Genomic DNA, 16,233 nt, shown 5'->3' with positions numbered 1-16,233 from the left:
GGTTTTTGTTTTGAAGTAAGGCTTTAAATAAAATACCATTTCCAAAACCATAAAAATAAAGAACAGGGTATAAGAAGTATTTATCATTATAAGTATTTAATAAGGAGTTTAATTCAGTAAGGGGGTTTTGGTAGAGCAAGGCATTTGTGCTTCTATCTTTTAAATTGATATTAAGCTTATCCTCTGCTTCAATAAGTTGATATTTTGTATTAATTTTTATTTTACTTAAAGCATTCTTTAAGGCAATATCTCTTAAAGAATTTAAATTTCTCTCAAAAAGTTCTTTTAAAAACATTAAAGTCCCCACCCATCACTAACTACTAAGGTTTGCCCTGTAATAAATTTACTTGCATCACTAAGCAAAAATACCAAAGTTCCGCATAAATCGCTTGCTTCTAGCATTCCTTTGCTTGCACAACATTTTCTATAAGCATCTAAGAAAACCTGCGGTTGATTATCTAAAATTCCTCCAGCTGCTAAAGTATTTACACGGATATTAGTGTTAAAAAGTTCTTTAGCAAGCCATACACCCAAATGATTAATTCCTGCTTTAATCACGCTATATTCAAGTGAGCTTTGCATACTGGTATTTTTATAATTTTCAAATTTAGGAGCATATACACCCATAATAGAGCTAAGATTGATAATATTTCCATAACCTTGCTTTTTAAAATATTTTACAAATTCCTGAGAAGCTAAAATAAACCCGCCAAGATGCAAATTTAAATTTTCACAAAGTTCTTCATAACTTAATTCATAATAAGGCGTTTTTCCCCAATTTTTTCCACAAGGATAAGAAGAATTAACAAAAGCATCAATTTTTTTATATTTTTGCTCAGTTTTTAAAATGGCATCATTAAGGCTTTCTTTAGAAGTGATATCAAGCTTAAGACTTAAAAGTTCTTGATCAAATTCTTTGTGCAATTCTTCTTTTAGATCTTTTAAAGCTTTTTCATTAATATCTGCTAAAACTGCAATGCCTTTATTTTTTAAAATAGCCTTGCAAAGTTCTTTTCCTATACGCCCACAAGCCCCTACAACAAAAATAATTTTTCCCTCAAGCATTAAAACTCCTCTGGTTTTAAATTTCTTTCTTTGATTAAAAACTCAACTATCTTAAAATCAAGCTCGCTATCTACATCAAAAGCTGTGCTTTCATCCATAACATAAAGAGAGGTTTCTTTTCCAAATAAATCATCACTCTTAAGTAGTCTTTCGCGTTTAAACATATAAATACTTGCATTCATATCAAAACATTTTGGTGCGCTTTGGCGTGTTGTAAAAAAACCCTGTTTTGATCTTTTTACTTCGCCATTATCAAGTTCTATTAAATTAAAATAAGGATTACGCCTTGCTAAAGTTGCAGTAATTAAAACTTCTTTATTTTCTTTTATAAATAATTCATAAGCTTTTTTTATATCTTGACTTGTTCTAAGAGGAGCTGAAGCATCTAAATCTACCAAAATATCAAATTTTACACCAAAATATTTTTCACTTCTTAAAAGTGCATCACGCATTACAGGAAGTTTTGGAGCACTATCGCTTGCAAGATGCGCTTCTCTTTTAAAAAAAACCTCGGCTTTATATTTTAATGCAACATTTGCTATCTCATCGCTATCCGTGCTTACAACTATATGTTTAAAAAGCTTTGAATTTCTTGCTTGTATAATACTATAAGCTATCATTTCAAGATCATTGATTTTTTTGATATTTTTATTTAAAACTCCTTTAGAGCCACCCCTTGCACAAATTGTGCATAAAATTTCAGCCATTTTTAACCTCATCGCAAATTTTTAATACATTTAAAGCCTCATCTAAAGAACATAGATTTTTATCATTATTTAGTATAGCCTTATGCATTAATTCTAAAGTTGAAATTGTGTCACTTTTATAAATTTGTGTTTTAATGCTTTTATCCTTATTATAAATTTTTAAAATATTTTGGATCAAATCGGCTTCATAGCTTTTTTTTGGAGTATGAATAATAATCTTTCTTTGAGTAAGCTTAGAAAAATAATCAAGCTTGATATGAATTCTTAAGCCTTTGGAATTTTTTAAAGATAAAAAAGCAAAATCATCACTATTAATCTCAAGTTCTGAAAATTTTAAATTTTCACTATATAAAAGTTTTAATTCTCCAAAAAGAAAAAAAGCTAAATCAATCTCATGCGAGAGATCAAGCAAAACTCCTCCCCCTAACTCTTTTTTTGAGCTATAATTTTCCCTATAATCCACATCACGCCAGTTAGGCAAATAAGAATGACAACTTAATTCTACAAAATAAGGTTCTTCATATTGTAAAATTTCTTCTAAAGCCTTTATTAAAGGATTAAATCTCAAAAGATAGGCAATAAATATTTTATTTTTATTGCTTTGAAAAGGGATAAATTTTTCAAATAAAGGTTTTTCAACTAATATAATCTTATCTTTTACGAGTGTATCAATTTTTTTTAAAGTCTCTAAATGCAAAGTCGTGATATTGGCAATCACAAAAAGATCAAAATCTTTTAGAGAGATTTTATTCCAAGAATTATAAAGCTTTACTTCATTGATATCTTTTTTACAAGCACTAAAAGAGAGTAAAGAAACATCAAAGCCTAAATTTTTAAGAGCTAAAAAATGTTTTTTTCCAATACTTCCAAAGCCTATAATTAAAGCTTTCATCTAAAATCCTCATTTGCTCTTGCAAATTCTTCAATTCTACCTATATCAATCCAATAATCACGCAATAAAAAAGTATTAATTCTTTCATTTTTTTGCATTAAAATTTTAATTAAATCGGGCATATCTAAATATTCATTTTTTTTAAAAAAGTTCAAAACTTCAGGTTTTAACGCATAAATACCAGCACTAACCAAAAATTTCATAGTTGGTTTTTCTTGTATATTTTTTATAAAGCCATTTTGTTCTTTTATAACTCCATAAGGTATATTTTGTTCAAATTCTCTTACACACACACTCATTAAAGCTCTACTTTTTTCATGAGCTTTTAAAAATTCTAAAAAATTAAGCTCAGTTAAAATATCTGCATTCATCACAATAAAACTTTCTTTTAAAGGCTTATCAACCAAACTCAAAGCTCCTGCTGTTCCTAGCTTTTTCTTTTCTTTAACATAAGAAATTTTAACCCCAAAATCCATTCCATCTTTAAAATAATCTTCTATAATTTGTCTTTTATAATTTACGCAAAAAATAAAATTCTCAAAGTTTTGCAAAGAAAACCTTGAAACAATACTTTCTAAAATAGGTTTTTTTCCTACTTTTAACATAGGTTTTGGTGTATGTTTAGTAAGCTCTTTAAGCCTTGATCCAAGTCCGCCTGCCATTAAAATTACATAATTTGGAAGTTTTATTTTAGCTAAAAGCGAAGAAATAGACCTTATAGAGAGCACCTCGCCTTTTTCGTTAACTACAGGAAAATCATAAATATCTGTTTTTGAAGAAAGCTCTAAAAGTTCAGCTTTATTTGTATTTTCTTTTATTACGATAGGATTTTTAGTATAAATATCTTCTATACAATCATAAATCATTTTTCCATTGATTAAAGCTTTTCTAATATCAGAATCGCTAATTACCCCTAAAAATTTATCTTTTTGATCGACTACAATACCAAGTCTTACTCTTTCTTTTCCAACTATATTTAAGGCTTCTTTTATGCTAGAATTTGGACTTAATTTTAATTTTTTGATATCCATAACAAATCCGTAAATTTTTTATTTAAAATTGTATCTAATTTTACATTTTTAAGTTTTGTTTTAATAAATTTATTAGGATTTTTTATCCTACTTTCAAAAGGATTTTTAAAATTTTTTAAATTATCTTGGAATTTTTTATCTTCTAGTTTTTGAAAGGCTTGTTGTAAATCTTTTATACTTGTATCAATGATATTTTCGCTTCTTATTCTTCCTTTTTGACGATCACCTATATTGATACAAGCTACTCTTAAAAAAGGACTTTCTATAATACCGCTAGATGAATTTCCTATTACAGCTTTTGAAATTTTCATTAAACTCAAATATCTTTTAGATCCAAGATTATCAAAAAGTTTTGCTTTTTGGGGATATTTTTTACAAAAATCTGCTAAAAAATTATTAATCAAAAGTCCATTTTCATCAGCATTTGCTTTAGTAAAAATTAAACTTGCTTTTTTAAGCTTTGTTAAATTGCAAAGCAATGTTTGAATATTATTTTTAGTTTGTTTTAAATTTAAAGTTTCAGGATGATAAGTAATTAAATAAATATTTTCATCAAATTTAAAATCAAGCTCTTTTTCAAGCTCTTCTTTGCTTAAAAAATCCATATTTTTTACAATAAACCCTCCAAGAGAACCTATATTAAAAACAGAATTTTTATTTTCACCCAATTGCAAAACCCTATTTTGGTATTCTTTTGTGCTTACAAAATGAAGATGGGCCATTTTAGTAATACTATGTCTTATACTATCATCAATAGCACCTAAAGTAAGTTCCCCACCACAAAGATGAGCAATAGGAATTTGCATTAAAAGACAAACGCTAGCAACCGCTAGCATTTCATAACGATCGCCTAAAATCACCACTATATCAGGTTTTAAACTTTTAAATGCCTTAGAAAAACCCTCAAACACCAAGGCCATACTTTTACAAAGACTTAAATTATCATCATTTGAAAGCAAAATAGGAATTTTTTCATCGATCTTAAATTCTTTTTCTATCTCTTTATAGGTTAAACCAAATTCTTGGCTTAAATGTGTGCCTGTTACAAGAATTTGAAGGATTAAATCTTTATCTTTTTTAATTTCTTTACATAAATGACTCAATAAATACCACTCAGCTCTTGTAGCACTTACAAGGCAAATTTTTCTTTTATTCACGGATCAAATCATCTTTTTTATAAGATCTTTTAGCAATTTTATTTAAAAATTTATCATATTGCATTGCACAAATTCCATTTCCTGGACGCTTTGTAGTTAAATTTTCTTCGCTAAATTTTTCACCCTTTAAAATATCTTTTTTTGCCACAAGACTTTTTCTTGCTATATTTATGTTTTTCTTTTCACTCTTGCTTATTCTTTTAATGCCATCGCCTAAAGCTAAATCAAGCTCTTTTATGCTTTGACACATGAGTTTAAGTTCGCTTGGTTCTAAACTTGCTTTATGATCAGGACCACTCATTGATTTATCTAAGGTAAAATGCTTTTCAATAATACAAGCACCTAAAGCTACAGCACCTAAAGCTACACTTATACCTTTGGTATGATCAGAATAACCCACATTTAAATTAAAAGCATTTTTTAAAGTTTGCATGGCTTTTAAATTGACTTCATTAAAGGGAGCGGGATATTCGGTTGTGCAATGCATTAAAGTGATATTGTTCCTTTTTTGACCATTTTTACAAAGTGCGTCTAAACAAGCTTCAATTTCACCTAAATTTGACATTCCTGTTGAAAGTATGATTTTTTTATTTAATCTTGCAATAGCTTTAAGATAAGGAAGATTTGTGATTTCTCCACTTGGAATTTTAAAAATTTCAAGCCCAAGACAATGCAAAAGTTCTATACTATCTAAATCAAAAGGGGTTGAAAGAAAAGAAATATTATGAGCTTTAGCATGAGCTATAAGAATTTGATGTGCTTTTAAATCAAGCTCCAATTTTTTTATCATTTCAAACTGGCTCTCGTTTTGATTTGTTGTTTGAAGTTGATATTTGGCTTTTTTTGCATTAATGCTTACGCAATCTTTGGCTTTAAAAGTTTGAAATTTGACAAAATCAGCTCCGCATTTGGCTGCAATTTCTATCATTTTTTTAGCTAGATTCAAATCTCCGTTATGATTTACCCCTGCTTCTGCAATGATAAGAGTTTTTTTCATTTTGTGCCTTTATTACTAAAGATAAATTTTAGTTTTTATTATTGTAAATACAAATACATTTTTTTTAAAAAAAACTAAACCCACTATAAAGAATTTATCTTATTCATTTATATATTTATTTTGTAAATAATATTTTATTGTAGCAAAAAATATTCCACTCTTTTTTTAAATTTATAAAGATTTAATATATAAAAACTTTCAACTTAAAATTTAAACTAAATTTATTTATATATTTAAATCTATTTATTTTTAGTTTATTAAGAAATTTCGTTTTTAAGTTTAAATTCTCCAAATTCATTTTTATAAAATAAATCCATATTATAATGCTTCTCAACAATGCGGTAAAAACGATCTTTATTGATGCCAACAAAAGAACAAAAATCTTCTATACATTTATCATCTAGTTTATGATCTCTTTCTTTAACGATTTTAATAGCTTTTTCTCTATCTAAAAGTCCATATCTTATGAGTCTAGCCGCATAATCACTAGCCATAGCATGCCCAAATTTTGGGTATTTCATCCAAGCATGAATAATATAACCTATGCTATCAATTTGATCAAAATTCTCAACACAATGAGTTCTATCCCATTCATTTTGTAAATCTGTAAAGCCTCTACTTTTTGCAAAAATATAATTTGAATAAGAATTCCATTTAATAAAATAACTAAGATAAATAGGATCTAATTTAGCAAGATCATTTTCATTAGGCTTGAAAAAAAGTTGAAGATTTTCCTCTTTGATTTCATCATCTATGAATTCGCTCAAATCCAAATCTTCTGCCACCCCATTTAAAAAAATATCTTTAGCACTAGGAGTTTCTAGGTCATACCCCCCCCCATACTCATAACTTACATTTTCACCATAAACTAATAAAGGCGTATTAAATTTCAAAGCCATGGCAAAAGGATAGGTATAAATAAGCCTATCAATAAACCACGTTGGTTTTCCATATTTTTCAAAAGTTTTTAAAGTAATTTTTCTTTGAGTTTTTAAATCAGGTTTTAAACTGATAATATGACAGCCAAAAGTCTCACTTAAATTTCTTAAATTTTTTCTTCCAGCCTTTGTAGTCGTAAAATTATCTTCAACACTAAATAAAATAGGATTCATTCCTAACTTTTCTTTCATGATATGCACTTGAAAGTGAGAGTCTTTTCCTCCACTTACAGCAATAGCACAATCATACTCAAATTTTCCATTCATTCTACGATATTTATCACATAATTCTTCTAACTCTTTAAATCTTTTTTTATAATCAATCTTTTCTTTATTTTTATGATTGATACAAGCAGAACAGATATTTTTACCTTCTGCATCTTTAAAAAATTTAATACCTGGTCTTGTATTTGGCATTACACAATGATCACAATAAATCATAATATTCCTTGATTTTATTTAAAAAATATAATCATAGGATAAATGAGTTAATGGGGGGGGGAATCGTTAATAAAACGATATTTTAAAAATTTTTCACTCTTAGAATTTTGACAAAAATACTCATATTGTGGCACATTAAAAATAATTCCACCTATATAAAAATAAGAATCCACTATAGAAAATTTTTGCTTATAATTAAAAAGTGTATCATCATCTTTAACACCACCTCCTAGTATGCAAAATTTCGAACCTTTTTTATTTGCATATTCGAAGAAAAAATCCAAAAGCGCAGCATTGGCATTAGCCTTTAAAGAATTGGCACTTAAATGATAATAAGAAAAATCTTTACAAAGAAAAAAAGAAGCAAAAGCTAAAACCTCTTCATTTAAACTTGCTTTTAAGACAATATATTCTTTAAAATTATATAATTTATTAAAATATTTTTTATCAAAAAAATAAAAATTTTCTGCGTCATTTCTTTGCATTGTTTTTTCATAAAGTATTTTAAAATCTTTATTTTCATCTATTTTAATAAAATCTATTTTTAAATTTTCTCTCGCTTTTTTCACATAAGCTTTAATACGAGGATTGTAATTTTTACGTATAAGAGTGATATCTTGTTCAGTGGGAACTATAATGATTTTTTTATTTTTATTTATAAAATTTAAATTATTTTTATAAGCATTTATATGATCATCAAAAGGATGAAAACGTATAAAAAAAGCTATAATCTTTTCTTTTAAAGCTTTTTGCTTTAAATTTTCAAAGGCTTCGTTTAAAAAATCCTCATCTTTAGTATTGGTATAAATTCCATTATATCCATAAGGACTTTGTAAATCAAAAAAGCCTGAATTTAAAATTTCTTGCTTAACTCCTAAAGTTTTAAAGACAAATCCGTCTTTTTTATACTCAAATTCAAAAACTTCTCCATACAATTTTGCATAATCAAAACTAAAATAAATATCATCTTTAAAACTAAGAGTATTAAAATTGGAAGCAAGATAAGCTTCAAGACTTACCTTGCTCATTTTCCATTCCTCTTTAGAAGATCTAAATCCCCCCCCCCGCCATTAGGGTATTTTTCACCTTCGATAATAAAAATTTTATCAATAATCCTTGTCTCTTTATCTTCTAAAACATCTTCTAAAGTAAGCATACTTAAATTTGTTCTTTTAAAATCTTTATGCTTATAAAGGCTTTTTATTTCATTTAAAGTGCTAAAACGAAGCTTTCCATTGCCCTTATAAATGCCATATCCAGGAGTCTGCTCTAAACCTTTTTCTTTTTCATAGCCAAAAAGTCCAGTAGCCAAGGTCATAGAAAGAAATTTTCCACAAGGCTTTAGCTTCGAAATGGCTTTATCAAAAATACTTTTAGTTTTTTCAAAATCATTACAACACAAAGAGGCTATATCAATAATCGCATCAAAACTTTCATTTTCAAATTCATCAAGTTTTTGAGCATAATCACCTATTTTGATTTCTTTGATTTGTTTGCTTAAATTTTCATCTTCTAAACGTTTTTTAAAACGCTCAACTCCTGTTTTACTCCATTCTATACCACTAACACTAAAACCTTCTCTTGCACAAAACCAAAGATTAGCACCTGTTCCAAGTCCTAATTCTAAAATATTAATTTTACTTCTATCTTGAACGTTATAAAAATTTCTTGCAATAAAACGGATTAGATTTTCACTAGGATATTTTCCCCATTCTTTATTGGAGAAAATGTTTTCCCAAAAATTTGAATTATCCATATCTTTCACCCTCTATAACAAAAAGTTCATTTTTTATTTTCCCTTCCTCTTTTAAAGAATAAATTTGAGTATTAATCACTTTATAATTTTTTCCATTATAAAGTTTTTCTATATCCAAATCATCACAATATCTGATATTTCCAGTAAAAGCATCACTCCCAGAAGATGGAAAACAAGTATGATAAGCTAAATTTACATCCTCATAAAAACCTTCGTTATTAAAACTAGGGGTAATGGAAAAGAATTTACCTCCAATTTTTAGCTTCGAAATGGCTTTTTCAATGATATTTTTAGTTTTTTCAAAATCATTATAAGCTAAAGAATAACTATCAATCCAAGCATCAAAACTTTCATTTTCAAATTCATCAAGTTTTTGAGCATAATCACCTATTTTGATTTCTTTGATTTGTTTGCTTAAATTTTCATCTTCTAAACGTTTTTTAAAACGCTCAACTCCTGTTTTACTCCATTCTATACCACTAACACTAAAACCTTCTCTTGCACAAAACCAAAGATTAGCACCTGTTCCAAGTCCTAATTCTAAAATATTAATTTTACTTCTATCTTGAACGTTATAAAAATTTCTTGCAATAAAACGGATTAGATTTTCACTAGGATATTTTCCCCATTCTTTATTGGAGAAAATGTTTTCCCAAATATCCATTCCCAAACTTTTATCTTGAATGATTTCAGAATTTAAAACATATTTTTTCATTTCAACCTTTCAAAAATTTTTATTGTATCTTAGATAAATTAATAAGTTCAATGACCAAATTTAAAACTCTTGCTATCCTCTAAAAATTTTTTATAATCCTCGGGCACACCAATATCTATAAAATAATCATCAAAAATACAAGCTCTAGCTTTTAGAGTTTTAAAATTTTCTTGTAAAAAATTTTCAAAAGAAAATTTATCCTCTAAAGAAAAATCCTTAAAAATATCCTTAGATACTAGATAAATTCCTGCATTAATAAGTCCTTGTTTGAAAAATTGTTTTTCTCTAAAAGAACTTACAAAATTATCTTTATCAAGTTCTACGGCCCCATATCTATCAAAATCCTGCATTGATTTTAAGGCAAGACAAATTTTGCTTTCTTCCAAATTTAAACAAGATAAATCTATATTAAAAAAGGTATCACCATTTAATACTAAAGAATTTTCATTTGCCAAATTTAAGGCTTGTTTAATAGCTCCACCTGTGCCTAAAGGCTCCTCTTCTATGCTATATTCTATTTTTAGATCTAAAAAATTATATTTAAAATGATTTTTTATTACTTCATATTTGTAAGAAACAGCTAGGATAACTTCTTTGATATTTTGGGTTTTAAGATATTCAAATATAAATTCTAAAAAAGGTTTGGTATTGATTAGGGCCATTGGTTTTGGCACATCTTTAACTATACTCTTAAGTCTTGTGCCAAAACCTCCACAAAGAATAATAGCTTTCAATGAAAACCTTTTCCAAAAAGCTCCTCTTCTACTATGGCACAAAGTATATGTCCTATTAAAATATGAGATTCTTGTATGCGTGGGGTGCAACTTGAAGGCACTTTAATACAATAATCACAAAGTTCATTCATCTTTCCTCCGCTTTGTCCTGTTAAGCCAATGCTAATAATTCTTTTTTCTTTACAAATTTCTAAGGCTTTTAAGATATTTGCACTATTTCCACTGGTTGAAATTCCTATAAAAATATCCCCTTTTGTTCCTTGTGCTTCAAGCTGTCTTGAAAAAACTTTCTCATAACCATAGTCATTTCCAATAGCTGTAAGTATGCTAGTATCTGTAGTTAATGCTATGCTTGCAAGCCCAGGTCTATCAAAATAAAATCTACTTACAAGCTCTCCTGCAATATGCTGTGCATCAGCTGCACTTCCACCATTACCTGCTAATAAAGTTTTATTACCATTTTTATAAGCTTTTATAATTTCTAAAGCTACTTTTTTAATAAGGTCTAATAAATTTTCATCTTTTAAAATTTGTTCTTTTGTATCTATGCTTTCTTTAAAATGATTTTTTATATAAGCTAACATCCATTCTCCTTTAAATTTACAAGCCTTAATTCTTTAGCACTTAAAATCACTGCTTTAAGCTTTGGGGCTAAACCTTGCTTTTTAAAATTTAAAATTTCATTTTCAAAAACTACTTTTTCATGTAAAGCCATAGTCATTATTATACACTCTATATCTTTTAAGCTTTCTTTAGAAGCATTAATGATTTTTATAGAGCTATTTTGTAAAAATCTTCCTATTTTTTCAGGATTTAAATCAAAACAATACTTCAATTTTACTAAATTTTTTTCATCTATAAAACCGAGCATCGTATTTGAATGTATCCCTGCACCCATAAAAGCTACATTTTCAAAAGACTTTAAAAAATCATTTAGCATTTTAACTTCTCTTTGAAAATAATTTTTTTCATTGAAAAATTTAACTTCCAAATTTAATTCTTTAACATCAAATCTTTTTTCAAAAATAAGTCCCATCCATTGCTCATCATATAAATAATGCTTATCAATTAATACACAGTTTAATTTTGAAAGCACATTGACTAAAGTATTTTCTTCAAAAAAACTTACATGATCATGAAAAAACTCGTAAAATTTCTTATGCTTAAAAATTTCTAAAGTATTTGGCACTTCTAAATAAATTTTACCCCCAAAATCCAAAAAATCTACCACTTCTTTTAGAAATTCGTTTGGCTTTTCTATATGCTCTAGCAAATGCCTAAAAACAATAAAATCTACTTTCTCATCTTTTAAAATACTCCTTATCTTTTTAGCTTCAAAAAAACTTTGTATATGCATTACATTTTTAAGATCTTTTGCTATCAAAGAAGTATGACTTGGATCTACACTATAAATAAATTTAACCTCCTTGGCTAGAGCAAAAAGCAAATCACAAAGCCCTGGAGCTATCTCTAAAAATATACTATCTTTTTTAGCGTGACTTATGATTTTATCTTTAATTTGTATTAGAGTTTTATTTAAACGAGATGTAAAATTTTTTTGCTGATAATAAGCCTTATTTGAATAAGCTTTAAGCATTTTTGATACATCAAAGGCAAAATTATACAAGACTCCACATTGATTACACTGTCTTAAATCCATAATGCAATCACCCCTTGCATAACCCTTTTCACCTATTTTTTTCATAGCCTCAAACTCAAAAATATCTCCTGATGAAAAAACATTTTTTAGCATTAAAATTTGCTTAAATTCTGCCTTTTCTTTACATAAAGGACAATCCCCCCCCCCGTTGTTACTGCTATTAAATCTTATATTCTCCATGTTTTAACTCCTTCTTTTGTAAATGAAAAATCTTGAACATAACCTTGTTCTTTATTTAAAACTTCAATAAGCTTATATTTTTTAATAGGATCTACCAAGAAAAACATAAACCCACCTGCACCTGCTCCACTTGTTTTGCCACTATAAGCGCCATTTTGAGTGGCTAAATTATAAATTCTCTCAAGCTCATCATTGCTAACAATTTCTGAAATGATTTTTTTACTTTTCCAAGATTTACCCAATATAGATCCTAAAGTTTCAAAATCTGCTTTAAATAAAGCCTCTTTCATATCAATAGCATCTTGCTTTATACTGTGCATTGCTTTAAGAGACTTTTCATTGCCTAATTTTCCTTTTTTATGTTCCTCTATATCCTTTGCTTCTCTTGTAATATTTGTAAAATAAAGCACCATTCTAGCTTCAAGCTCACTAACTATCCAATTTCTAATGCGTAAAGGATTAACTATGACTTTTTTTTGATCATAAAATTCCATAAAATTAAAGCCGCCAAAAGTAGCCGCATATTGATCTTGAGCTCCTCCTACTATGCCCATATCTTCACGTTCTATTTCATATGCAAGTTTTGCTACTTCATAATCCCCTAAAGGCAAATTAAGCCATTCTGCAAAAGCTTTTATAACTCCAACAACTAAAGTTGAACTTCCGCCTAAACCGCTTCCACTTGGCACATCAGAATAAGTATGAAGAGAAAAACTTAAAGGTTTTTTAATAAAATCTTTCACTAGGCGATTATAAATAGCCTTAAAAATATCTAAATTTTCATCATTGTCTAATTTCTCTTTGCTTTCATATTCTGCATAAGCATTAGTATCAGGAGAATCAAAAATAATTTTTTTATCATCTCTTTCTATAAGAGTGCAATGTATATAAAGAGAAATCGTAGCATTTAAAACATAACCTGTATATTTATCACAATATAAATTTATATCAGTTCCACCCCCTGCAAGACCTAATCTTAGAGGGGTTTGAGATCGAATAATTTTTTTCATAATTTTCCCCATATAAAATTAAAAAATTATAACAGAAAATAATAAGCTAATCACACCCAGTCAATTAAAATATTTTTAACATCAAATTCTTTTATTAAAGTTTTCAACCTTGACATCTTCTTTTCTCCATCATCAAACATATAATGATGCATTTCGCAAGCGATATAAGTAATTTTCTTATAAAGTTTTTTTTGAATAAGTTTTTCTAAAATTTCAAACTCAGATCCTTCAACATCAAGTTTTAAAAAATAAATTCTCTCATTCTTTTTTAAAAGTTCTTCTATGAATTCACAAAGATCTATAACATGAACATCATAAGACTTAGAAGTTTTATTATCCTGTTTACTAGAGATAATACGGTTTCCTTGAGACAAGATTCTGTCTTCAAAGATTAAAAATTTTGTTATGTAATTTTTAACTCCAACAGCTTTTTGATATAAAATTGCATTTTTATTATTTTCATATTTTTTATTTAAAAAGAAATTTAAATGTAAATTAGGCTCAAAAATATAGCTTTTCCCGCCACAATGCAAAATAATATCACTAATTAATCCAGCATGAGCTCCACAATCAATACAAACAGTGCCCCCCCCTATCCTAAGAAGCATGTTATAAAAAATATCATAGTATTTTTTTGGAATTCTAGCATTATCAAGTAAAAGATTTAATTTACCAAGTCCAAAAGGATCGGCTATTGCGCCTTTTATTAAACCCAAAGAATTATAAATACTTTCTTGCTTGCTAAATTTATTCATATTATGTAAATTTGAAAGCAAACTTTCCACATCAGCAACCACATTACGTGATTGTTGATGATTATCAATTTGATATATAAGTTTATTTAATTTATCCTGTAAATTTAAAAGATTTTCTTTTGTCATTTTTTCTCCTTACACGTTTGCAAAACGATTGACTTTCATCATTTTAAATGCCCTTAAAAGCTCTTCAATACCATCTTCTAAAGTATTATCTGGTTTCCAACCAGTAGATTCCAGTTTTGCATTTGAAACCAAATAATCCCTTTTATCCGGATCTTCACCTATGCTAGCTGAATGGATATAAAAATCAGGAACATACTTTTTAATTGTTTCAGCAAGCTGTCTTTTGGTCAAATTTGCAGAACTTAAACCCATATTATAAGCTTGACCTTTCATCTTATCGTAGTTTTCAATTCCATGAATAAATCCTTTAACTACATCACGAACATGAATATAATTTCGTCTAAAATGCTCTTCAAAAAGTACTATGAATTTATCTTTATACGCACGATAGGTAAAATCATTAACGAGTAAATCAAGTCTCATTCTAGGTGAAATTCCAAAAACAGTAGCCAAGCGAAAAGTTACACAATTCCCTTTATCAAGTAAATATTGTTCTGCATGCACTTTATCAATTCCGTATTCTGAAATAGGGCGTAAAGGAGATTCCTCGGTGCACATTGCATCTTTTTCTCCTATACCATAACCACTATTTGTATTTGGATAAATAAATATTTGAGAAGGACTTGCAAAATCACTTATCATTTTTATAGCTTCATAATTAATCATTTTAGCTAATTTTGGATTTCTTTTGCAAAGTGGAGCTCCAACTAAAGCAGCCAAAGGAATGATGATATCAGCTTTTGCAACCTCACGCTTAATAAGATTTTCATCCATAGCATCACCATTTATAAAAGTAAAATTTTTATTATAAAAACAAGGCAAAAGAGAAATCTGATTAAACATCAAATTATCAATTACACAAACTTCATAGCCTTTTTGAAGTAAAATCGGTGTTAAAACCGAACCTATATAACCTGCACCACCTGTAATTAAAACTTTTTTTAACATATTTTTCCTTTAAATCGACGGTTTTATCGATTTAAAGGAATTCTGCCTTTTTTTATTTCATCTCTCCAATGATTTAACAAATCTTTCAACATTTGTTTAACTGGAATTTCAGCCTTCCAATCGATAAAACTCTTTATTTTACTATTATCAAACATTTGATAGTCTGCATCAATAGGGCGCATCCTATCTTCATCTTGTTTTATTTCGATACCCCCCCCCATATCACTAAAATTTAGTAATATATCTATAATTTCAGGAAGTTTAAAAGCTTCTTCACCTGCTATATTAAAAGCTTCACCGCAAGGAATATTTCCTTTTTCGCTTTCAAGAGAAAGTAGATAATAAGCTCTTATAGCATCGCGGCAATCTTGAAAAGTTCTTACACTAGATAAATTTCCCACCTTAATGACTGGTTCTTGATAGCCCGCTTCAATAAGAGCAATTTGCTTTGCCACAGTACTTTCAAAGAAAACATCACTTCTTCTTGGGCCACTATGCGTTCCCATTCTGGTAACAAAGGTGCGAATTCCATAAGCTTCGCCATAAAATCTTCCCAAATAATCAGTCCCGATTTTACTTATGCTATAAGGACTTGCTCCATGAAAGGCTGTTTCTTCGTTAAGTTTTATGCCTACTTTTGCTTTACCATAAACTTCACTTGAAGAACAAATATGTACTACTGGATCGTATCCATCTTTTTGTCTTAATAATCTTATATTTTCTAAAATATTAGCTGTACCTATTATATTGGTTTGCAAGGTTTCAATAGGAATTTCAAAAGAAGTTTTAGGATAAGATTGAGCTGCTAGATGAAAGATAAAATCAGGACGCCTGCTTTCAAAAAGTTTTTGAATACTAGAATAGTCATTTAAATCTGCATAAAAAATGGAAATTCTATCTTTTTTATTAATTCTATCACTTAAATGATAGATATTGTCCATAGGTTCTTGCCAACGCATCATACCTAGAACATCATAATCTGTATTTGCCAGTAAAAAATCTGCCATTTGAGAACCAACTTGCCCTGTAAAACCCGTTATTAAAGCCGTTTTTCTCATGCTCGCTCCAAAAATATCGACTCAGTATTTTAGCTTATTTTACTTGCATTTTGCTTATATCTA

17 protein-coding genes and 1 pseudogene are annotated in these 16,233 nt (G+C 28.1%); all 18 read right to left on the bottom strand.

Annotation, left to right across the window (positions count from 1 at the left end):
* Positions 1-295, bottom strand: a pseudogene (locus tag DU473_RS04335) (motility associated factor glycosyltransferase family protein); the annotation flags it as partial.
* Positions 295-1,065, bottom strand: a complete 771-nt coding sequence (ptmA, locus tag DU473_RS04330; protein ID WP_131186602.1) for a flagellin modification protein PtmA — start codon at positions 1,063-1,065, stop codon at positions 295-297. The pseudogene DU473_RS04335 and the gene ptmA, both read right to left, overlap by 1 nt.
* Positions 1,065-1,772, bottom strand: coding sequence for an acylneuraminate cytidylyltransferase family protein (locus DU473_RS04325; RefSeq protein WP_131186601.1), 708 nt, complete (start codon positions 1,770-1,772; stop codon positions 1,065-1,067). Before DU473_RS04325 ends, ptmA begins: the two co-directional genes overlap by 1 nt.
* A complete protein-coding gene (locus DU473_RS04320) occupies positions 1,765-2,664 on the bottom strand; it encodes a Gfo/Idh/MocA family protein (protein WP_131186600.1) in 900 nt (299 codons plus the stop codon). Before DU473_RS04320 ends, DU473_RS04325 begins: the two co-directional genes overlap by 8 nt.
* Positions 2,661-3,695 carry a nucleotidyltransferase family protein gene (locus DU473_RS04315; RefSeq protein ID WP_131186599.1) on the bottom strand — a complete coding sequence of 345 codons (1,035 nt, stop codon included), beginning with the start codon at positions 3,693-3,695 and terminating at the stop codon, positions 2,661-2,663. The genes DU473_RS04320 and DU473_RS04315 overlap by 4 nt, the downstream gene beginning before the upstream one ends.
* Positions 3,677-4,852: a UDP-N-acetylglucosamine 2-epimerase gene (gene neuC, locus DU473_RS04310; protein ID WP_131166277.1), complete on the bottom strand. Its 1,176-nt coding sequence runs from the start codon at positions 4,850-4,852 to the stop codon at positions 3,677-3,679. Before neuC ends, DU473_RS04315 begins: the two co-directional genes overlap by 19 nt.
* Positions 4,845-5,849 (bottom strand): N-acetylneuraminate synthase, encoded by a 1,005-nt coding sequence (gene neuB / locus DU473_RS04305; RefSeq protein ID WP_131186598.1) that lies wholly within the window; start codon positions 5,847-5,849, stop codon positions 4,845-4,847. Before neuB ends, neuC begins: the two co-directional genes overlap by 8 nt.
* A 257-nt stretch (positions 5,850-6,106) precedes the next feature.
* Positions 6,107-7,228: an N-acetyl sugar amidotransferase gene (locus DU473_RS04300; protein WP_131186597.1), complete on the bottom strand. Its 1,122-nt coding sequence runs from the start codon at positions 7,226-7,228 to the stop codon at positions 6,107-6,109.
* A 47-nt stretch (positions 7,229-7,275) separates the two neighbouring features.
* A complete protein-coding gene (locus tag DU473_RS04295; RefSeq protein ID WP_131186596.1) occupies positions 7,276-8,256 on the bottom strand; it encodes a hypothetical protein in 981 nt (326 codons plus the stop codon).
* Complete coding sequence (locus DU473_RS04290; protein ID WP_131186595.1) at positions 8,253-8,984, bottom strand: class I SAM-dependent methyltransferase; 732 nt, start codon at positions 8,982-8,984, stop codon at positions 8,253-8,255. Before DU473_RS04290 ends, DU473_RS04295 begins: the two co-directional genes overlap by 4 nt.
* A complete protein-coding gene (locus tag DU473_RS04285; RefSeq protein ID WP_131186594.1) occupies positions 8,977-9,699 on the bottom strand; it encodes a class I SAM-dependent methyltransferase in 723 nt (240 codons plus the stop codon). Before DU473_RS04285 ends, DU473_RS04290 begins: the two co-directional genes overlap by 8 nt.
* Positions 9,700-9,746: 47 nt before the next feature.
* Positions 9,747-10,433 (bottom strand): D-glycero-D-manno-heptose 1-phosphate guanosyltransferase, encoded by a 687-nt coding sequence (hddC, locus tag DU473_RS04280; RefSeq protein WP_131186593.1) that lies wholly within the window; start codon positions 10,431-10,433, stop codon positions 9,747-9,749.
* Positions 10,430-11,017, bottom strand: coding sequence for a D-sedoheptulose 7-phosphate isomerase (gene gmhA2 / locus DU473_RS04275; protein ID WP_131186592.1), 588 nt, complete (start codon positions 11,015-11,017; stop codon positions 10,430-10,432). Before gmhA2 ends, hddC begins: the two co-directional genes overlap by 4 nt.
* Positions 11,011-12,273, bottom strand: coding sequence for a class I SAM-dependent methyltransferase (locus DU473_RS04270; RefSeq protein WP_131186591.1), 1,263 nt, complete (start codon positions 12,271-12,273; stop codon positions 11,011-11,013). Before DU473_RS04270 ends, gmhA2 begins: the two co-directional genes overlap by 7 nt.
* Positions 12,261-13,283 (bottom strand): D-glycero-D-manno-heptose 7-phosphate kinase, encoded by a 1,023-nt coding sequence (hddA, locus tag DU473_RS04265; protein ID WP_131186590.1) that lies wholly within the window; start codon positions 13,281-13,283, stop codon positions 12,261-12,263. The genes DU473_RS04270 and hddA overlap by 13 nt, the downstream gene beginning before the upstream one ends.
* Before the next feature lie 50 nt (positions 13,284-13,333).
* On the bottom strand, positions 13,334-14,164 hold the full coding sequence (locus tag DU473_RS04260) for an FkbM family methyltransferase (RefSeq protein WP_131186589.1): 831 nt from the start codon (positions 14,162-14,164) through the stop codon (positions 13,334-13,336).
* 9 nt (positions 14,165-14,173) lie between these two features.
* Positions 14,174-15,112 carry a GDP-D-glycero-alpha-D-manno-heptose dehydrogenase gene (locus tag DU473_RS04255; RefSeq protein WP_131186588.1) on the bottom strand — a complete coding sequence of 313 codons (939 nt, stop codon included), beginning with the start codon at positions 15,110-15,112 and terminating at the stop codon, positions 14,174-14,176.
* 23 nt (positions 15,113-15,135) lie between these two features.
* Positions 15,136-16,170 carry a GDP-mannose 4,6-dehydratase gene (locus tag DU473_RS04250; protein ID WP_131186587.1) on the bottom strand — a complete coding sequence of 345 codons (1,035 nt, stop codon included), beginning with the start codon at positions 16,168-16,170 and terminating at the stop codon, positions 15,136-15,138.
* Between the last annotated feature and the right edge of the window lie 63 nt (positions 16,171-16,233).

This window comes from Campylobacter novaezeelandiae (assembly GCF_004323845.1).
Lineage (GTDB): Bacteria > Campylobacterota > Campylobacteria > Campylobacterales > Campylobacteraceae > Campylobacter_D > Campylobacter_D novaezeelandiae.
This window is presented reverse-complemented; position numbering and strand designations above follow the sequence as displayed.